General features: G+C 36.9%; 20 protein-coding genes, 1 pseudogene and 1 riboswitch. Of the genes and pseudogenes, 5 read left to right on the top strand and 16 right to left on the bottom strand.

Annotated elements, in window-relative coordinates; all coding sequences use genetic code 11:
* Window positions 1–58 precede the first annotated feature (58 nt).
* The 7 genes from ehuA to ACP8HH_RS08800 all read right to left on the bottom strand — a co-directional run bounded on the left by ehuA (window position 59) and on the right by ACP8HH_RS08800 (window position 7,037).
* Window positions 59–835: an ectoine/hydroxyectoine ABC transporter ATP-binding protein EhuA gene (gene ehuA / locus ACP8HH_RS08830; protein ID WP_438318786.1), complete on the bottom strand. Its 777-nt coding sequence runs from the start codon at window positions 833–835 to the stop codon at window positions 59–61.
* Between the two features lie 12 nt (window positions 836–847).
* Entirely contained in the window at window positions 848–1,537 is a 690-nt protein-coding gene (gene ehuD / locus ACP8HH_RS08825) for an ectoine/hydroxyectoine ABC transporter permease subunit EhuD (RefSeq protein ID WP_438318784.1), read from the bottom strand.
* Window positions 1,534–2,196, bottom strand: a complete 663-nt coding sequence (locus ACP8HH_RS08820) for an amino acid ABC transporter permease (protein ID WP_438318781.1) — start codon at window positions 2,194–2,196, stop codon at window positions 1,534–1,536. The genes ehuD and ACP8HH_RS08820 overlap by 4 nt, the downstream gene beginning before the upstream one ends.
* Window positions 2,197–2,264: 68 nt before the next feature.
* Window positions 2,265–3,149, bottom strand: coding sequence for an ectoine/hydroxyectoine ABC transporter substrate-binding protein EhuB (gene ehuB / locus ACP8HH_RS08815; protein WP_438318778.1), 885 nt, complete (start codon window positions 3,147–3,149; stop codon window positions 2,265–2,267).
* 585 nt (window positions 3,150–3,734) lie between these two features.
* Window positions 3,735–4,856, bottom strand: a complete 1,122-nt coding sequence (locus ACP8HH_RS08810) for a virulence factor (protein ID WP_438318775.1) — start codon at window positions 4,854–4,856, stop codon at window positions 3,735–3,737.
* Between the two features lie 15 nt (window positions 4,857–4,871).
* Window positions 4,872–5,132: a NifU N-terminal domain-containing protein gene (locus ACP8HH_RS08805; RefSeq protein ID WP_438318773.1), complete on the bottom strand. Its 261-nt coding sequence runs from the start codon at window positions 5,130–5,132 to the stop codon at window positions 4,872–4,874.
* A 24-nt stretch (window positions 5,133–5,156) separates the two neighbouring features.
* Window positions 5,157–7,037 carry an ABC-F family ATP-binding cassette domain-containing protein gene (locus ACP8HH_RS08800; RefSeq protein ID WP_438318770.1) on the bottom strand — a complete coding sequence of 627 codons (1,881 nt, stop codon included), beginning with the start codon at window positions 7,035–7,037 and terminating at the stop codon, window positions 5,157–5,159.
* A gap of 252 nt (window positions 7,038–7,289) precedes the next feature.
* Here ACP8HH_RS08800 and ACP8HH_RS08795 point away from each other — a divergent pair, with 252 nt between their 5' ends.
* Window positions 7,290–7,736, top strand: coding sequence for a universal stress protein (locus ACP8HH_RS08795; protein ID WP_438318767.1), 447 nt, complete (start codon window positions 7,290–7,292; stop codon window positions 7,734–7,736).
* Window positions 7,737–7,822: 86 nt separating this feature from the next.
* Here ACP8HH_RS08795 and ACP8HH_RS08790 read toward each other — a convergent pair whose 3' ends face one another.
* Window positions 7,823–8,347, bottom strand: a complete 525-nt coding sequence (locus ACP8HH_RS08790; protein WP_438318764.1) for a D-glycero-alpha-D-manno-heptose-1,7-bisphosphate 7-phosphatase — start codon at window positions 8,345–8,347, stop codon at window positions 7,823–7,825.
* 183 nt (window positions 8,348–8,530) lie between these two features.
* Window positions 8,531–9,910, bottom strand: coding sequence for a S41 family peptidase (locus tag ACP8HH_RS08785; RefSeq protein ID WP_438318761.1), 1,380 nt, complete (start codon window positions 9,908–9,910; stop codon window positions 8,531–8,533).
* 327 nt (window positions 9,911–10,237) lie between these two features.
* Between ACP8HH_RS08785 and ACP8HH_RS08780 the strand changes: the two genes are divergently transcribed.
* On the top strand, window positions 10,238–11,377 hold the full coding sequence (locus ACP8HH_RS08780) for a YibE/F family protein (RefSeq protein WP_438319088.1): 1,140 nt from the start codon (window positions 10,238–10,240) through the stop codon (window positions 11,375–11,377).
* Window positions 11,374–12,135 carry a YibE/F family protein gene (locus ACP8HH_RS08775; protein WP_438318758.1) on the top strand — a complete coding sequence of 254 codons (762 nt, stop codon included), beginning with the start codon at window positions 11,374–11,376 and terminating at the stop codon, window positions 12,133–12,135. The genes ACP8HH_RS08780 and ACP8HH_RS08775 overlap by 4 nt, the downstream gene beginning before the upstream one ends.
* A gap of 86 nt (window positions 12,136–12,221) precedes the next feature.
* Here ACP8HH_RS08775 and ACP8HH_RS08770 read toward each other — a convergent pair whose 3' ends face one another.
* Window positions 12,222–12,944, bottom strand: coding sequence for a hypothetical protein (locus ACP8HH_RS08770; RefSeq protein ID WP_438318755.1), 723 nt, complete (start codon window positions 12,942–12,944; stop codon window positions 12,222–12,224).
* Between the two features lie 319 nt (window positions 12,945–13,263).
* On the opposite strand from ACP8HH_RS08770, the gene ACP8HH_RS08765 reads away from it, so the two are divergent.
* Window positions 13,264–14,148, top strand: coding sequence for a fructose bisphosphate aldolase (locus ACP8HH_RS08765; protein WP_438318752.1), 885 nt, complete (start codon window positions 13,264–13,266; stop codon window positions 14,146–14,148).
* A gap of 129 nt (window positions 14,149–14,277) precedes the next feature.
* Window positions 14,278–14,377, top strand: a riboswitch (purine riboswitch).
* A 50-nt stretch (window positions 14,378–14,427) separates the two neighbouring features.
* The gene (locus ACP8HH_RS08760; RefSeq protein ID WP_438318749.1) at window positions 14,428–15,618 is read left to right on the top strand and encodes an MFS transporter; all 1,191 of its coding nucleotides are present in this window, start codon (window positions 14,428–14,430) and stop codon (window positions 15,616–15,618) included.
* A gap of 127 nt (window positions 15,619–15,745) precedes the next feature.
* On the opposite strand, the gene ACP8HH_RS08755 is transcribed toward ACP8HH_RS08760, so the two are convergent.
* The 6 genes and pseudogenes from ACP8HH_RS08755 to ACP8HH_RS08730 form a co-directional block, all read right to left on the bottom strand.
* Window positions 15,746–16,138, bottom strand: coding sequence for a group II intron maturase-specific domain-containing protein (locus ACP8HH_RS08755; RefSeq protein ID WP_438319087.1), 393 nt, complete (start codon window positions 16,136–16,138; stop codon window positions 15,746–15,748).
* Between the two features lie 72 nt (window positions 16,139–16,210).
* A pseudogene (locus ACP8HH_RS08750) lies at window positions 16,211–16,429 on the bottom strand (reverse transcriptase domain-containing protein); the annotation flags it as partial.
* A gap of 257 nt (window positions 16,430–16,686) precedes the next feature.
* Window positions 16,687–17,427 (bottom strand): reverse transcriptase domain-containing protein, encoded by a 741-nt coding sequence (locus ACP8HH_RS08745; protein WP_438318746.1) that lies wholly within the window; start codon window positions 17,425–17,427, stop codon window positions 16,687–16,689.
* Between the two features lie 489 nt (window positions 17,428–17,916).
* Window positions 17,917–18,693, bottom strand: coding sequence for a sulfite exporter TauE/SafE family protein (locus ACP8HH_RS08740; protein WP_438318743.1), 777 nt, complete (start codon window positions 18,691–18,693; stop codon window positions 17,917–17,919).
* Window positions 18,694–18,754: 61 nt separating this feature from the next.
* Window positions 18,755–18,982 (bottom strand): sulfurtransferase TusA family protein, encoded by a 228-nt coding sequence (locus ACP8HH_RS08735; protein WP_438318740.1) that lies wholly within the window; start codon window positions 18,980–18,982, stop codon window positions 18,755–18,757.
* 60 nt (window positions 18,983–19,042) lie between these two features.
* The gene (locus tag ACP8HH_RS08730; RefSeq protein WP_438318736.1) at window positions 19,043–20,170 is read right to left on the bottom strand and encodes an MBL fold metallo-hydrolase; all 1,128 of its coding nucleotides are present in this window, start codon (window positions 20,168–20,170) and stop codon (window positions 19,043–19,045) included.
* Between the last annotated feature and the right edge of the window lie 18 nt (window positions 20,171–20,188).

Genomic DNA, 20,188 nt, shown 5'->3' with positions numbered 1-20,188 from the left:
TCAAAACGATAAAAAGTCCCAAGTTGTATAAATATAACAACTTGGGACTTCCCTACATTCAATGATTAGATCTAAACCGGCTTAGAAAGTCTTGCAAACGTTCACTTTCTGGATTTTCTATGATTTCTGAAGGTGTGCCGTCTGCTTCAATGACGCCTTCGTTCAGAAATATCACGCGGTCCGCGATATCAATTGCAAAATCCATCTCATGCGTCACAAGAACCATTGCCATATCGCCATCATCTGCTAAGTCACGAATTACTTCGAGTACTTCACCAACAAGCTCAGGGTCGAGTGCAGAGGTTACTTCGTCAAACAACATGATTTTTGGACGCATGACCAATGCTCTCGCCATTGCAACTCGTTGTTTTTGACCACCCGATAACTGATCAGGGTATAAGTTTACTTTTTCAGCGAGACCCACTTTTCCAAGTATCTCTAATGAATGTTTACGAGCAGATTCTTTACTTTCTTTTTTTACATTTATAGGGGCACTCATACAATTTTCCAATACCGTCATATGCGGAAATAAGTTGAAATGCTGAAAAACCATTCCAATATCCCCGCGAACTTCGCGTAAATGTTTTTCATTTGCAGGAACAAGCTTATCGTTTTTTTTCATTTGCCATAAGTTTTTCCCGTTCACTTCCATCTTCCCAGATGTGGGTTGTTCGAGCGTCATGAGCAACCTAATGATTGTTGTTTTTCCAGAACCACTGGGCCCAATTAACGCTACTTTTTCACCAGGTTTAATCGTTAAATCGATGCCTTTTAAAACATCAATATTTCCAAATGATTTGTGTATATCGTAATATTGTGCAATAGGTTCTTCCATTATTAATTCTCCTCACATATCAGTAGCAGACTTTTTCGAGAAATCTCGATTGTATTTATTTTCTAGTTTCTTAATCAGCATTGCTGCCGGAAAGCTTAAAATCAAAAAGAATATTGCTACAACCGTTAATGGCTCAACATATTTCCAATGTTGTGCACCGTAATCATTTGCTAAGTGAAGCATCGCAACAACACCAATCGTTGAAGCTAATGGAACTTCCTTAAACATGATGATTAAGTAGTTACCAAGCATTGGGATTACTGGAGGTATCGCTTGTGGTAATATTACTTTTAGCCATTTGTCTTTCGTTGACAAATTTAGTGCAGTTGAAGCTTCCCATTGACCTTTATTAACCGATTCAATACCTGATCTATATACTTCAGACAAATACGTACTAAAGTGAATACCTAACCCGATTATTGCTGCTGCGAAAGGGTTGAGTGAAACACCGACAACGGGTACCATCGGCCACGCATAATAAATAAAAAATAGCTGAACAAGTGGTGGAGTGGACCTTATAAATTCTGCAGTCCATCTAGCAATCCAGCGAACTACTTTCAATGGAATTTGATTTACCAATAGCCAAAAGAAGCCGAACACAACAGCAAAGAGATAGCTAGCAATTGTTAAACCAAGTGTTATCCACAGTCCTTTAAATATGATTGGAATTACTTCAAAAAAGACTTCCCAGCTCCAAGTCATCCTTGTACAACCCCTTTCTTAGACACTTTTTCCATTTTACGCGTAAACGCGATTAAAGGAAGTGCCAGTATAAAATAGAATATTAATACAAAAAAATAGACACTCGGTGTTTGTGATAAATGTGTACTTTTATATATATTTCCGTAATACAAAATATCCGTTAGTCCTATTAATGAGACAAGTGATGTCCCTTTTAAAATTTGTATTAAGTAATTTCCATATTCAGGTAACATCATCCGCACTGCCTGTGGCAAAATAACGAAACGCATCCGTTGAAACTTCGACATATTTAACGCAATAGACGCTTCAGATTGACCTTTTGAAACTGAACTAATTGAACTACGAACGATTTCAGACATATAAGCGCCGTAATTTAACGAAATTGCCAATATACCAGCCCATATATCACTACCTAAATGGATATTAAACAAACCAGGTAGGGCATAGGAAAACCAAAAAAGTTGGACAATTAATGACGTTCCGCGGAAGATTTCAACATAGAAACCAGTAAACTTATTTAATAAGAAATTACTAGATCCTCTAGATAGTCCTGCCACAAATGCAATAATAGTTGAAAGTAGTATTGAAAACACTAAAACAATGAGTGTTACTTTAATGCCTTTAAGCAATACGAATGAAATATCGATTGTGGAACTCATTAGAACAACTCCATTTTTGAAATAAAGAAAAGGCCAAACCTATAAAAGGCGTGGCCCCCTCATTTTATTTAGTAATTTTCACCACTACAAATACTTTCTGTCGTTAGATTTACATCCACAACATTCATATCGGCACTAAATCCAGAAGGTGTTATAAGATCTTCAATCTTACCTTCTTCTTTCAATTTTGCTAATTCAGCATTGTATGCTTCTCTAAACTCATCGTCGTCTATACGGAATGCAGCAGCACCAAAGCTTGGATTACCTTCAATTTCAGGTTGTGTAAAATCATTCACAAATTCTAACTTATCTTGGTTGGCTGATTCCAATGCCATTTTAATTGTCATTTCAGTACCAGTAGTTGCATGCGCTCTTCCTGATTCAACTGCTGAAAAAGAAGCAGGTATATCAGGTACTTTCATAATTTGACTTTCATCTACACCTTCGCGTATTAAGAAGTCAATTTCAGTTGCACCACTCATAACTGCAATTTTTATATCTGGATTTGCAGCTATATCTTTATAACTTTTAAGTTCCATAGGGTTTCCCGTGGCGACAATGAGACCTTCACCATATTGGATCTCAGGTTCACCAAATCTTACGTTTTTACAACGATCCGGCGTTATCGCCATACCTGCAGTAATTAAATCAAATTTGCCAGCACCAAGACCAGGAATTAAGTTTCCGAAATCTGAGAGATGCCCTTCAACTTCTTCTATACCAAGGTTATTAAGCACCTGTTTAGCGATTTCAACCGCGGCACCCTTTAACTCTCCATCTTCATCTTCATATGCATACGGTTTTTCATTTGCAAAACCAACTTTTACTTTTCCTACTTTTTTCAGTTTTTCTAAAACACTTTCACTACTTGAATCTTTCGATCCACCAGAACCACAAGCTGCGACGAGAAGCAATATACTAAAAACACTTAAAGCCAACAATAACTTTTTCACAATATCCTCCTAATGTTTTTTCAAATACTATTGAATTACTTAACTACTAAAACGTAACATAGCTAAATTTAAACTTCAAATCATATAATCTAACTACAATAGATTTATTAAATTGTCAATGTTTTTCAAACGTACATGGCATATGACCTGGCATCATGTTTGGATTTATATATAAAATAATTAATTTTTTTTTAAATTACTGGAAAATTGGTCATATTACAGGGTTTTAGCCAATGTACATTTGTTTGTTTTTTTCTCGATTATCGAACTTAATGCTTGTTATGATTAAAAATCTAGCTACTTTCGGTTGTTTTTAAAGACTTTATTTAGCGGTTAATATATTTCCAAGTAAAATAGTAATCATTTTATTTTCCAGTTATTTTATTCCATTTAGCACCTTTATTTAAATGTGGATGATTTGTGAAACTTTAATTATTATTGATTTATTGATAGAATTATAAGTCTATCTTAAGGTTATACTGAATGCTTAGTATTCTCGAACTATATATACTAGTTAATCTAGTTAATTTTTCCCGAAAAAATACGTCAGCAAATGGTTGTCTCATTTGCTGACGTAAATATTATTTATGATTCACGTGCTTCTGTCATTTGTTTCCAAACGGAACCTTTTGCATCTTCACCTTCTGCAATTCGTTCAATCGCCATTCGAATTTGGAGCTTCACTTCGAATTCTGGATCATCTTCTGCTTCCCGCAGAGCGGGTAATGCATTTTCAGTGCCTGTTTCATATAAAAACATTGCACCGCGCCATCGAACAAGCTTGTTACGGTCACAAAGTGTTTTTACGGCTGCTGGTTCAAATTCTTCAAACCCTAAATCGCTCATACAATCTGCGGCCGTTCGTCTTACAGCCCAGCTTCGATCTAAAAGAGCCTTTTCAATATATGGAACAACCGCTTTATCTTCAATCATCCCTAAATATACTGTGGCAATTCGTCGAATCGACATTTTCTCATCATTTAATGCAGCATCAAGTACGGCAAAATCCGTAGTGTCGGGATTGGTCATTTGATCGAGCAGCTGAAATCTTTTTTCCCATTCATCAATCGAAAATTCTTCAAGAGTAATCTTTCGCCCACGTCGGATTACATCCGAATGCCCTTCACTGGATTTGTTAATGATTTCATTCAAGCGCTCATCCGGATAAGCCGCCTCAACCTCTGCAACTACAATTATTCCTAGTTCAGATTTCTCACCATAGCGGATTCCATAATCGGCCCATTTACGTAGTAGAATATAGTTCTCTACTTCTGCACCGTGCACTTTATCCATCGCCTGCAAAAACCGCTCAGAAAGCCCAAACCTCTCTTCAGATAAACTATCAAAGACTTTTACTTGAAGTGGAATATCCTTATATGTTTGTACATGCACATAAACTTCTCCGTAATTATCATCCGCAGCAACTTCTGAAGAGGACTTTTCCCCTTGTTCGTCATTTAATACCGATTGCACATCAGAAAGAATCGTTTCCCAGGCTACATTACCAGCTCGCTCAACAGCAAGGAAGTTCATCACATGATAAATGCCGCGAATTCCATTAATCGCAAGTAAGGCTGACAGTGGGTGTGGTGCCGTTGCCGCATCGTCTTTTTTATAATTAAACGAAGTTCCCATAGGTAGTTCCGTATCGACTACAATTTTCATCGAATTTGGACTTGGAGTGGGTTCGACAGTTACAATTTTCAAGGTAGATGACCCCCTTTATACTTTTGGAATAATCGATTGGATTTGGGGTAGAATTTCAGCCCATTCCACATCGCTCGTTTTTTCAACGGCCATGAAATTCATTACATGATAGATTCCATTAATTCCAGGTATATTAAGCACTTGAGACATAGGTTCAGCTGCTGTCTCCGCATCTGCTTTAGTATAGTTGTAGCTCGTTCCAGATGGTAATTCTGTTTCAAGAACAATTCTCATGGAATTTGGATTTGGTGTTGGTTCAATTGTTAGTATTTTCATTTGTATTTCCCCCTTTAATCAATTTTAATCTGCTAGTTCCTGTAAATAAGTCCAACGTTCGAATAGTTTTTCATATTGAATATTTAACTTTTCAAGAGTTCCAGTTAATTCCCTTAGCTTGTCGTAATCAGAGCCTGTGGATGCCATAGTTGTTTCAGTAGTTGCAATTTCAAGTTCTGTTGTTTTCATTTCTGTTTCAATTGTTTCCCATTCCTTTTTTTCAGCGAAGGTCATTTTCTTTACTTGCTTTTTAAGTTTTGGTTCTTCAATCGCAATGACTTCTGGAAGACTGATTTCCTTTGATGGAACATAGCTTTCCAAGAAATCCGAATAAATGCCCATCCATACATCTACTTTACCGGAGCCGTCAAGTACCCATAGCTTCGTAGACGTTCGATCTAAAAAGAATCGATCATGTGAAATTGTAATGACAACGCCTGGGAATGTATCAATAAAACCTTCTAAAACAGACAAGGTTTCTAAATCTAGATCATTTGTAGGTTCATCTAGTAGAAGAACGTTTGGTTGCTCCATTAATAACTTCAATAAATAGAGACGCTTTCGTTCTCCACCAGATAGTTTACCAATAGGAGTTCCGTGAGCTGATGTTGGGAATAAAAATCTCTCAAGCATCTGCTTGGCAGATATACGTACCCCTGACCCATCCTCAATATCATTCGAAGTTTCTCGGATGTATTCAATGATTCTTTTATTCGGGTCCATAAATGGTGCGTTTTGCTGGAAATGTGCAGTTTTCACAGTAGAACCTTTATCAAACTCACCTGAATCAGGCACACTTTCTTCGGAAAACATATTTAACAATGTAGTTTTACCAACACCATTTGGACCGACAACTGCAATTCGGTCACCTGATTGAAGTAAGCAAGAAAATTCATCAATAATCATTTTATCGCCAAAAGATTTTGAAACGCCGATAGCTTCAATTACTTTCTTTCCGAGTCGAGTTGATTTCAATGCTACTTCCATTTCAGTTCCATCATTATTGTCTTTTTTCATTTTTTCCGATAAATCATCAAAACGATCAATACGTGCTTTTTGTTTCGTAGATCTAGCTTTAGCACCACGTCTGATCCATTTCAATTCAGTTCGATAACGATTACGAAGCTTATCATCCGTAGCCGCATTCATCTCTTCACGTAAAGCTCTGGCTTCAATATAATCCCCGTAATTACCTGTATGAGAATACAATGTTTTATCGGCAATTTCATAAATATGGGTTGCAATACCATCTAAGAAATAGCGGTCATGTGTGATAAAGATTACTGCTCCTTGTTCATTCTTCATATAATCTTGAAGCCATGTTATGGATTCGACGTCAAGATGGTTGGTAGGCTCATCCAGCAGTAATAAATCTGCAGGTTCAATAAGAACTTTTGCTAATGATACACGTTTTTGCTGACCACCCGAAAGATCGCTCATCTTTTTATCGAACGTTTCAATGCCGAGTCTAGAAAGTATCGTCCGTGCTTTTGTGTTAATATCCCACGCATTTTGACCATCCATATTATTTTGTGCTACCCCATAGCGATCCTGGTTTGCAGTAGATTCAGGGTTGGCGGAAAGTGCTTCAAGTGCATGTTCGTACTCTAAGTTTATTTGAATTATAGGTGCATCGCTTCGAAACACTGTCTCCATTACCGTTAAATTAGGATCTTCGGCAGGTTCTTGCGGTAAATAAGCAATCCTAAATTTATTCGGATGATCCATTGAAATTGTATCAGCACCATCAACTCCCGCAATTATGGATAAAAGAGTCGATTTTCCTGTACCATTTATGCCGATGAGTCCTACTTTCTCCCCGCTAGCAATTGTAAATGCAATATCTTTAAACAACGTTTTTTCCCCAACCGATTTTGTCAGGTTTTCAACGATCAATTGACTCATGACTTCACATCCATTTCTAATAGCTACATTTCATTATAGCCGATTGTTGGGGGGGATTGAAAGGGTACGGGCTTTTAAGTGGGGTATTTTATTAATAAAGCATAAAGCACAGTGGATGATGCAAAAGTATTAGTACAAATATGGGTAACACAATTGTCGATTAGAATGAAATAAAGTAATTAAAAAGGGTATTCTATCCTTTTTAACGAAAAGGTAAACAGAAGAACAACAATTTGAATGGAGTGAAACTAAATGACATTACAATACAGTCAGATACTTGTTGCAATTGACGGTTCTGAAGAATCCGAGATGGCTTTTAAAAAATCAATTGCAATAGCTTTACAAAATAATGCGGCATTGCATCTTGTGAATATCGTGGATACGCGTTCTTATTCAGCTGTTGAAACGTATGATCGAGAAAATGCTAAACTTGCAAACAAATTCGCAGTCGACCTTCTTAATGAATATAAGGTAGAAGCAGAGTCGGCTGGAATTAGTAAAGTAAGTGTGATGGTAGAGTATGGTTCTCCCAAAACGATGATTTCTCGTGATATTGCCAAGAATCTACATATTGACTTAATCATTTGTGGGGCAACCGGTTTAAATACTGTAGAACGATTCTTTATCGGTAGCGTTTCTGAAAGCATTGTTCGTACCGCAAGATGTGATGTGCTCGTTATTCGTACACCTGAAGTGTGATTTTTATGTGAAATGCAGAAAAAGTTGTCTTGCACCAGTTTATTCTGGTCAGCAAGACAACTTTTTTATCTAATAAGTTAAAATAGCTAGATTACATCATTAAGAATCCACTCTACCGCGCTTAAAAGGTCTGGTAATGTTGCATCTGCGTTCGAATCATTCTTTCCGATAAAGACCGCTTTCGTCCCAGCTTTTTTTCCCGCAAGAATATCCGTATCTGTGTCGCCAACCATATAGGAAATAGCAAGCTCTACATCGTATTTTTCAGCAAGATCTTCAATCATCTTGCTATTCGGTTTTCTACAAGCGCAGCCCGATTTCGGTTTATGTGGGCAATATGCAACCTCTTTTATTATTGCATCTTCTTTTTGTAACTCGGCCACCATATGATCATGGATTTTCTGCAATTGCAATTCCTTCATAAAACCTAGTCCAACACCACCTTGATTGGTGACAACAAATACATAATCGAATACTTCATTCAACTGCCGTATGGCTTCTGCCACTTTAGGTAAAAAAAACAACTGCTCTGGTCGATTTACAAACTTCACACGGTCGGTTAGAACCTCATTAATGACACCATCTCGATCTAAGAACACTGCTTTTTTCACAAATAACCATTCCTTATTTTTATATTAATGCCTAGTATGTACACAAAGCATATTTCCAATCGTGTCTTACGAAGATGCTCAAGATTAATTAAGTGGTTGTTGCACACGACAATGAATTGGTTGTACCTACCATGTTCTTGGAAGTAATTCACAATGCACATAGTAAATGGGATTCTGGTACTGTTAATTTACTGTGATTTCTAGATAAACCCCCTTTTCCATTAATCGACCCAATTTATCTTTTATTTCCGGATGAATGATCAACAAGTATTTCCCTTTTGAGATTAACTTGTTTTTAGGAATTATTTTCATTGATTTATCGTTGATAACATCAAACTCAACTTCTACCTTTTCCCCACCCAATTGAATGAGTTGAATTCCGTCCTGTTCTATACTGTTCCACTCAATATCTATATTCATTTTTACTGTGAATTCTTTTGTAACAGGAATATTTGTTAGTGTCGTTAATTTATTATATCCATCTAGACTTTTTTTCAAATGATCATAATGTGCAACTTCAAGCTCTTCGCCAATTTCTGTACGTACATCTGGACTTATGCCAACCTCATTTATACTTTGACCGTTAGGCGAAAAGAATCTTGCTGTCGTTAATTTTAAAACACTTCCGTCACTTAAAGGGTACATAGATTGCATCGTACCTTTACCATAAGTAGTCTGTCCGTATAAAACAGCTGCATTTTTTTCTTTTATAGCCGCTGAAACCATTTCAGAAGCACTTGCGCTAAACTCATTCACTAATAAATGAATAGGTGCATTCAATTTGTTTTCTTGTGGGATTACGTCAAAAATTATTGATTCCTTGTTTTTACCAACTAGTTGAAAAGCTTTATCTAATGTAGGAAAAAATCCTGTAACTTCTTGGGCTACATTTACAAAACCACCACCATTGTTTCGAATATCGATAATCCATCCGTTGGCTCCTTGCAACTTCAAAATTGCTTGATTCAATTCTTTTTTCGATTCTGTTGAAAAGCTATTGAGACGAATATATCCAATATTTCCGCCAAGCATCGAAGATTTAACGTTTTCTAAAATAATTTCCTCTCGAATCAACTTTTGAATATAAATCTTATTTGTGCTAGGTCGAAAAAAAGTGAGAGACACGCTTGTCTTTTCTTTACCACTTATTAGTGAAACAGCTGATTGTATTGTCTTCCCTACCAAGCTTTCATTATTAACATTTGTAATTAAATCACCTGATTGTATACCAGCACGTTCGGCGGGCCCATTTGGAACAACAGAAAGAATTCGTACACCTTCCAAATCTTCTTCCAAAACAACTCCGATACCAATTAGTTTTTGTTCAATTGTGTTAATAAAGGTATTATATTCTGTCGCGCTCATGTGAATGGAATGCTTGTCTAAGTTGCTTACGATTTCTTCTACGGTTGATTGATTTAATAAGTCTTTTGATACATTATCGACATAATATGTATGGACTAGTTCTCGTATTTCATCGATCGAATCCGCTGATGCCACATGCGGTTGAACGATGATAATCATAGCGAATGCGAAGCAAATTGATTGTAAATATTTCAACAAATAAATTCATCTCCCCTACTTCTGTTTGTATATCAATACACTATTGTATAACGTATTGATAGAATAATGTACTAGTACTATATTATCACAACTTATTAAGGAGTATATTAGTCTTTATAAAGTTTAGAAATCTTGAACAGTGATTCAATAGAATTCTTCCCATTTAGATGTTGTTCACCCTAAAAATGATTAACATTTCACGTCAATCTTCTTGTTGGTAGTCCAAGCTAATTTCACAGTGTATCGACAGCTATATAAAACATACGTGATTGTGTTCCTCGCAGGTAGCTTATGTTATGGTTACTGAAAAAGATTCTAGGAGATGTATTGAATGTGCTTATACAAAGACTTAGAAAGTTAACATCAAAACAGGGTTTGTTTATTATCCTACTTCTTTTTCTTCTTATTACTTCAATTTTATTTGTAAATCAGAACTATTCATTTTACGATCGTCCAATTGCTAAGGTCATTCAAACGGTCCTAATAGAATCTAAACCGATAACCGATCGGCATAATAATGAAGATATGTTATTTAAGCAGGAAATTACAGCTGTTTTAAAAAATAGTGATGCAAAAGGACAGGAAATACACTTGATAAATGAGTACTCATTGTCTGGTGCTTATGATCAAGAATATCGAGTTGGAAACGAATTATTTGTCATACCTAATGAAAATTCAGAACCTAATTCGCAGTTAACTGGTATCATAACAGACGTAAAACGCGATAAACATGCATTAATCATTGCATGGATTTTCATCTTTGCTCTATTGATAGTTGGCAAAAGGCAAGGATTGTTTGCGATTATCAGCTTTACAATTAATGTACTAATTCTATCATTTGCATTGGATATTTACGTCAAATATTCTTCCATCAATCTATTGGCCATATGCGGAGTATGCATTCTTTTATTTACAATCACCTCGTTATTATTCGTCAGTGGTTTCGACGAAAAAACATATGCGGCGATTGCAGCGACTCTTGTTGCCACGTTGACTTCGCTAGCCATTACCGCATTTGTTTTTTGGATCTTGGAGGACAAGGGATTGCGCTATGAAGAAATGCAATACTTAACTCGGCCTTACCGTCTGGTGTTCATGGGTGGTCTGTTTATCGGCTCACTTGGCGCAATTATGGATATTGCAATTACATTATCTTCCTCTATCTTTACTTTACACGAGAAAGATCATCAAATATCCATCAAAGCATTAAAAGAGTCTGGCATGGAAATTGGAAGAGATATAATGGGCACAATTACAAATATATTGTTCCTTGCCTATGTTTGTGGTTCGATTCCAATGCTTGTTCTTTCTTTCAAAAATGTAACTCCTATGGGATTCACGTTCTCCATGAACCTCTCATTGGAGATCGCACGTGCTCTAGCTGGTGGAATCGGTATTGTACTGACGATTCCAATTGGCGTTTATATGTCCATCTTCTTCATTAAACGAAAGCAGGCCCGCTTATGAATGTAATTGTGTTGCTCGCAATCATTTTGTTGGTATTAATGATTATGGTAGGAGGAAAGAAAGGTGTACGTTCTTTCGTCTCTTTATTCCTGAATTTCGGGGTCATTTTTTTCACTTTAGCATTTATGATGAATCCAGATATGAATCCTATCCTTCTAACATTCATAGCAAGTGTATTGATTGGATGCATTAGCCTTTTTTATATTAATAAAGTAAATCGAAAGACAATTATCGCATTCATTTCAACAATGATTACCACTGTACTATTACTCATATTCATCGTCTTCGTGTCGAAATTATTAATGATTCAAGGTTTCGGTGAAGAAGAAACAGAAGGAATTAGCGGATATTCTTTATATATTGGCATCAATTTCATGAAGATAGGGGTTTCCGTCATTATTTTGAGCACAATTGGTGCAGTCATGGATGTCGCCATTTCGATCGCCTCTTCCATGCATGAAATTGTTAAGCATAATCCTAAGATTGGTAAAATAGATTTGTTCAACTCAGGCATGAATATAGGTAAAGATATTTTAGGAACGGATACAAATACTTTATTTTTTGCCTTTTTCGGTGGATACTTGGCTTTATTAATATGGTTTAAAGATTTATCGTATTCCATTGGTGAAATCATTAATTCAAAAATATTTAGTTCGGAATTAATGCTGATTCTTTGTGCGGGTACAGGCGTTGCACTAGTCATCCCAATCAGCTCGTGGATCAATGCCTATTATTTATTGAAAGTTAAAGATAAATAGTTGGACTTGATATAAAGATTCCATAACAATAAAAAGCCAGATTCTTTACGATTTTAAATTCGTAAGGAATCTGGCTTTTCGATTAATTATGGTAGATAAAATGTAGAGACAGCACAATACTCTCCGCGTGAATCTGTGAAGAATTCAATTTTACCGTTAATTCCCAAGTTTAATCCATCGATGATTCCGTCATAGTTAGCACCATAGTAATAGGCGTACCTTCTATGATCAAATTCTTCTGCCGTTGCTGGGCTGTAATCTTCATACCAAGATTCTTGAACCGTCAATCCCAAGTCTTCTAAATCCGCAAAATATTGTGAAGCGACGTAATAGGGATCTGAATCATAACAAAATTTCCCTTGCCATCCATCGCCAGAGCCGTCCATAATGACTGATACTAATTGCCAGTCGTCATACATAGGAAGAAAATATCCATTTGGTGGATCGATTTCACCGTCATATAAATCATAATAAGGGGATACTTCAGTGTAGTGATCCGGAGATACCGATCCTTCATCCTCATCCTCGTCAAACATCGTTGCGGGGTCTTCACCTTCCTGTTCATCCTTAGCCGCATCAACTTTACCTTCTTTAGAAGTTACGACTTTTCCTTCACTTGTGGATTTTTCACTATCCTTACTTTCTTCACTATCGATGTCTTTATTTTTAGCCGTTTCTTCTTGTACTAGTTTATCGACATTTTTAATAAGATTTTCTGCACTTTCAATTAATCCTTCTGTTCCGCTACATCCTGACAGTAGTACAATTAATGTAATAATAAAAAAACCTTGAAATAAATTCTTCTTCATAACGTTAACCTCCATTCATTTAAACCTATATACTTCATAATAGAAGCTGAATGTTAAAGGAACGTTAAATTTATTTTGTTTTTCCGAAAATATTGTTTCAACACTATAGATGTATCACCTAACCAAATGCAGCCACTCAAGGGGCTAAATCTGTGAAAACCTAAAAGAGCACCTGTGCAGTGAACAAAAGTGCATTGTATTCTTTATTCTGACAGGAGTCGTTCAAAATATGGTAAAATGGTTGTTAACCCGGAGATTCATGTCAGTCACAAACTGTATTCTTTAGTACTATATTAAATAGGAAAGAGGAGTGAATGGAATGATTGAAAAACAATTAGACAAGGTAACAAAGGGAAAAGGTTTTATCGCTGCTTTAGATCAAAGTGGTGGTAGTACACCCAAGGCACTTGGAGCTTACGGCATTTCCGAAGATGCATATTCAAATGACACAGAAATGTTTGATTTAGTGCATGAAATGCGCACAAGGATCATCACTTCACCTGCTTTTAATTCAGAGTATATTCTTGGAGCCATTCTGTTTGAACAAACGATGGAAAGTGAAATTGATGGGATGTTTACAGCGGATTATTTAGCGGACATAAAAGGCATCGCACCTTTTCTTAAAATTGATAAAGGTCTTTCAGAAAAAGAAAATGGCGTTCAACTCATGAAAACAATTACAGATTTAGATGACATTCTAAGTCGAGCAAACGAACGTCATATTTTTGGAACGAAAATGCGGTCGGTCATCTATGAGGCAAATGAAGAAGGTATAAAAACAATCGTTGAACAGCAATTTGATATTGGGAGAAAAATCATCACTTTTGGCCTGGTTCCAATTATTGAGCCAGAAGTCGATATTCACAGTGCAGATAAAGAAGCATGCGAAGCACTTTTAAAAACAGAAATTCTACAACATCTCGACCAATTAGAAGATCATGAAAATGTAATGTTGAAACTCACGATTCCAACAAAAGAAAATTTATATAAAGAGCTAATCGACCACCCTAGAGTAGTTCGAGTCGTAGCATTATCAGGCGGTTATACTACAGATGTAGCCAATGCTAAGCTAAAAGAAAATGACGGTCTCATCGCAAGTTTTTCAAGAGCTCTAAGCCAAGACTTAAATGCGAATCAAACAGATGACGAATTTAACGACACACTTGAAAAAGCCGTCCTATCCATTTATGAATCATCAATTTAATTGAAATCAGCTTTTACATGAAATAGCAATTTTTGTTCCAATATAAAGAACATCGACAAATCACTATGCAGACAAACGATTACTCCTTGTCATCATTGGTCTTTCATGATAGATTAATGAGTAGGAAAAATATCATTATAAGAATCAATCTGTATAACCTCGATAATATGGTTCGAGGGTCTCTACCAGGAACCGTTAAATCCTGATTACAAAAGCATTTTTGTAATCGGGATTTTTGCATGGAAAAAAAGGGAGTATCCCCTGGTAGGAGGAACTTATTTGGACATTCGTATATTTTTATTAGCCATTTCTGCAATTACAGTAGGTTTGGTAGAATTGGTCGTAGGTGGAATATTGCCAGTGATTGCTGAAGATTTACAAGTATCGATTGCAACTGCTGGTCAACTCATTACGATTTTCGCATTGGTCTATGCTATTGCGGGGCCCTTATTGTTGTCACTCACAGCTAAAATAGAACGTAAGAAGCTCTATTTAATAACATTAACAGTGTTTTTCTTTGGTAATGTCTTCACGTATTTCAGTACAACTTTCGCGTTGATGATGACTGCTCGGGTATTGACTGCAGTAAGTGCGGCATTAATCATCGTTCTTTCATTAACAATTACAGCTCGAATCGCAAAGCCAAGTCAGCGGGCAAAAGCCTTAGGTTATATTTATATGGGAATCAGTTCTTCGCTCGTACTTGGCGTGCCAATAGGCATTGTAATTACAAATGCATTCGGATGGAGAACAGTTTTTCTTTGTATTGCAATTCTTACGATTGGTACCATTTTATTGATGAGTAAGTTTTTCGATAAAATTCCGATTGGTGAAGTGCAGCCACTTTCTGTGCAACTTAAATCCTTGGCCAATATAAAAATTGTCTTTGCGCACTTAGCAACAATGTTTATGTTAGCTGGTCATTATACAGTGTATGCATATTTCACACCGTTTCTAGAAACAACTATGAACCTCAGTTCTTCCTGGATTAGCGCATTTTATTTCCTGTTTGGAATTGCTGCGGTTGCTGGAGGAGCACTCGGTGGTAGTTTCGCAACACACATTGGTTCTCAAAAAAGCATCTTACTAATATTAGGATTATTTTCAATCAGCTTGTTTGTATTGCCCTACTCAACATTTTCATTACCAATCTTCATTGTTGTTATGATGATTTGGGGGGCACTCAGTTGGGCACTTGCACCTGCACAGCAAGATTACATTATTCAAACAGATCCAGCTTCATCTGATATTCATCAAAGTTTTAATAATTCCGCGTTACAAGTCGGAATTGCACTTGGTTCAGGTGTCGGTGGTGTCGCATTTAGCCAGACAGGTAGCGTTACAAGTATGCCGGTAGTTGGTGGCTTCATTGTCATTATAGCTTTTGTCTGTGCGACGATTTCTCTCTCACTGTCTACCCAAAAAAGCAAACGAGGACAGTCTCAACAAATTTCCGAAAGAATCCAATAAACAACTTAAATCAGCACTATAACCGGTCACCTTACCTTTCAATATAATTGAGTAGAGTGAACGAATCGGAAATTTGATTCGTTCGACCCTCTCACACCACCGTACGTACGGATCCGTATACGGCGGTTCAATAATTTGAGTGTACAAGCTGGTACTTCGCGGATATATCCATATATCCGAGTTGTGCCAGTTTTTCGTCTGTTAAAGACTTATGAAGGATAAAACTAGAGGAAATCCTCCAGTAACCCTTTCGGGTATTTGACCATTCATAAGCCTTCTGCTTTTCGATACCTAGTTGAATAAGATTTTTACGTTTGGTTCGTGGGTTTTTCCATTGTTTCCAAATGTATTGTCTGATTCGCCGTTTCAACCAACCGTTTAGTTCATTCATTAAGCTTTTCATTTCACCAATGCCATAATAGTTTATCCACCCTGTCATTAGTTGCTTGATTTGCTTGAATAGGACTTCAATGCTTCTTCCTCTGTTCCGCTTTGTTATTTTCTTCAACTTTTGCTTCACAGTAGATTTCGCTTTTTGATGTGGTCGAATTTTGACACCGTTTCTAGTTGGCAATATGCAGAATCCTAGAAACTTTCGTTTCAGTGGACTTCCTACCGCACTTTTCTCATGATTCACGGTTAATTTCAGTTTACCTTCAAGGAAATTGATTGAACTCTCCATCACTCGATAACCTGCACGTCTACTTTTAACGTAGATATTGCAGTCATCAGCGTAACGGACGAATTTGTGCCCACGTGTTGTGAGAAGTTTATCGAATTCATTCAAGTAAATATTACTCAATAATGGCGATAAGTTTCCCCCTTATGCAAAGTAAGTAATTATGCTAAGTAAACAGTCATAAAACCTATTACTATGGGATATAGCCTCTGTTTACTTTGCATAATATTTTTTACTTTCTACTTAAACAATCTCGAAAGTATATTCGAATTCTTTATATTAGTTCGTATTAGTTCTGATTATAGTGCTTTTCTAGTTTTGAAAGGCAGGATGACAACTAACTACAGAATTAATTATGCAAAGTAAATCAACCTTGAATCCCGTGAATACTAGGTTATATATGGTTTCTTTGCATAATCATCTACTTTGCATAAACCACCTTGCGGGGTTCCTTCTTCGGATGCTTTGATTAAACCGTTTATCATAATACCACTTTTGAGATATTGGCGAATAAGACGTAGAACACGCTTATCTTGTACCTTTTTCTCAATGTAGTACATGAGTTTATCGTGGTTCACTGTGTCAAAATAAGCTTTCATATCCATGTCTACAACGTATTTGTATCCTTGTTCGTAGTACGACTTCGCTCGTATGATAGCTTGATGTGCACTACGCTTTGGACGAAACCCAAAGCTATTATCGGAGAACGTGGGGTCAAAAATTGGTTGTAAGACTTGATTGATTGCTTGTTGAATCATCCGGTCAATGACAGTTGGAATCCCTAATTTTCTTACACCGCCATCTAGTTTCGGAATTTCAAACCGCAACACAGGTTGTGGGTTGTATGTTCCGTTGTGTAATTTTGTTAGTAATTCTTCCCTGTGCTCCTTCAAGTGTGGAAGTAGCTGGTCGTAAGTCATACCGTCTACGCCTGCGGCCCCCTTGTTTCTGACAACTTGGAGGTAAGCTAGATTAAGATTATTCCTTGAAAGAATTTTCTCAAACAGATTTACACCATTTTGATTATTCAATTCACCATGGAATTCACTATGCACTCCGTCATACCCTTCATGTTCCACATTATCTCTCCGACGGTAGCCAAGTTTCCCTGTTTTCTGCGTTTGTCGCAAATCCCATACCTCCTTGTTCCTCAAAATTATTATTGTTCAGTCCTTCACGTTCTGTCAGCGAACGCTACTATGACCTCTGCTGACTTCTTACGATTCATCTTCATGTCACCATGAGGATTGCACTGGTTCGTTATCATTCAACTTGCACTGTGCCCTCGTAAGACCTCCCCTGGTAAGGGCGAATACTTTCCTCCCATGTAACCGCTAGATTTACTGTATAGGTTTCGGGCAGTATTGGACTTCAGTTTGTGTTGCAACCTCATCCGACCTAATTCAGCCTTATATCTAGTTTCTGTTCGTCAGTTCAGGAGTTTGCGTCCGACTTCCTTCAGCCACTACCTCACGATAGCCACCTTGTCTTTCGCTAACAGTTCCTACTGCCAAGCCTGTAGTGGACTTTCACCACCGAGTATTCGCCCATGCAGGGCGCACAACAAAAAAGACATTGCCCTAGGACAATGTCTTTTTTACGTTATCATTTAGATTCTATCAAAGTAAATCTACCCAAATCTTAATAGCCGTGAGTAAAATCAGAACAGCTAAAAATCCCTGTAAAATTTTTGTATTTATCGTTTTCCCTACTTTTGCACCTAATGGAGCAGCAATGATACTTGCGATGATCATGATGAACGCTGGCCAGTAATCTACTTGCCCTGTCATAACTTTTCCTACACTTCCACCAATTGAAGATATAAACGTCACAGCTAGACTCGATGCGATTGTCATTCGGGTTGGGATTTTTAGGACGACAAGCATAATAGGTACAAGTATAAAACCACCTGCAGCACCGACAATGCCTGAGCCAATCCCTACAATAAGCGCTAAAATAGCTGCTAAGGGTTTGTTAAATGTTACTTCATGCATCAGTTTATCGTCAATTTGCTTTTTCGGTAAAAACATCATAATTGCTGCAATAGTTGCCAATGCACCATACACAACATTTATTGCTGTTTCTGATAATAAAGAAGAACCCAGACTACCTATAAAGCTCCCGACTAAAATTGAAGCTCCCATATAAATGATAAGTGATTTGTGTAAATAGCCGCCTTTTCGGTAAGCCCAGACACCTGCTAGCGAAGCAAATAATACTTGGACAGCGCTAATACCAGATACTTCATGTGCTGTAAATGCAGCTACCCCTAATAAGGGAGGGATATAAAGAAGCATAGGGTATTTAATAATTGACCCACCGACACCTAACATCCCAGATATAAAGGAGCCGATAAATCCAATTAAAAAAATGACGATGATAAAGGTTAGATCCATATGTCTTCCTTCTTCCTATTCAAGATGACTAGTTTCGATGATCATTTATTAGCCAAATCGATTATCCTTTTTTGATAAATATCTTAAGTACCCCTGCATCATCAGTTTGCTCTAGAATTTCATGTCCACTTGCATTTGCCCATGCTGGAAAATCTACAGCGGCACCTTTGTCAGTTACATGCACTTCTAATACTTCACCTGTTTCGATTGAATTTATAGCTTTCTTTGTACGAACGATTGGCATTGGACACGCCAACCCTTTTGCATCTAATACGTTAGTTGAATTCATTATAATATCTCCATTTCGTAAGTTGTTTTTTTATAAAGAGTTCTATAATCTAAGATTTCATTACCGAACGCTACATCTATTCGGACCAATTTCCATCTCTGTTTGTACATCGTTATTCGGTGTTATTCTTCCCATATTTACCTGACGAATTTCTTGATAGGCATTTGGTTGTGGTGGTAAATTATCTGTAACCAAATTACGGAATAGCTCTTCATCCTGAATGTTTAATCCGTGATTAAAAGCAAATAAATCCCCCAAGCGTTTAGCTACTGTTCCATCAGCATTCAGCTCTTCAATAATCATGAAGTGTGCTGGTAAAACGAGTAGATCGTCCGCCAAATCACGATAACGACTGTACAAAGTTTTTCGTAAATCTACAACCCAGTCCTCTGCTAGACCTGCTAAATCAGGGCGACCAATTGAATCGATGAATAGAATATCACCAGTCAGTAAGTATCTTCCATCGACAATGAATGAAGTTGAACCTATTGTGTGACCAGGAGAATACAATGCATCAACATCAATATTAGAAGAACCAATTTGTATCTTTAAGCCATCATCAAGTGCGGTATAGTCAAATACAACTTCTTCCGCATCTTTAGGGGGTAAATAATATGTTGCACCAGTCAACTCAGCGATATGACGACCGCCTGAAATATGGTCTGCATGTAAATGTGTATCAAAAACATGAGTAATTGTAACGTTTTTCTCAGACGCAAAGTTTATAAATACATCTGTAAATCGAACCGCATCGATGATAGCGGCTTCTCCCCCAGAGATGACCATATACGAAAGACAACCTTTTCCCAAACGTACGAACTGATAAAGCTCACCACCATTTGCTATTTCACCTACTTTAATGGGTTCAAGGTACGTACTCCAAGACTTCATTCCTCCCACTAAGTAACCCGCTTTAAGTCCTTCTTCCGCTAGCATTTCCGCAATCATAATAGAGGAGCCTTCTTTTGCACACACAACAAGAATATCTTTATCTGTTGGAACTTCTGTAAGAATTTCTTCTACTCCATCTAATAAATCAAAGTAGGGAATATTCAAGTATTTAAATTTTTGGCCATCAATTTTCCAATCAATAAATGCATCACTATTTCGTACATCTAAAATGAATAGTTCTTTATTATCAATTACTTTCCGAGCTACATCTTTTGCTGTCCACTTTGTAATTGCCACTCTATATTACCCCCACCA

Origin of the sequence: Sporosarcina sp. FA9 (genome assembly GCF_051550205.1) — a bacterium.
Taxonomy (GTDB): Bacteria; Bacillota; Bacilli; order Bacillales_A; family Planococcaceae; genus Sporosarcina.
The sequence above is the reverse complement of the archived record's forward strand: the minus strand, read 5'-3'. Positions and strand labels throughout refer to the sequence as shown.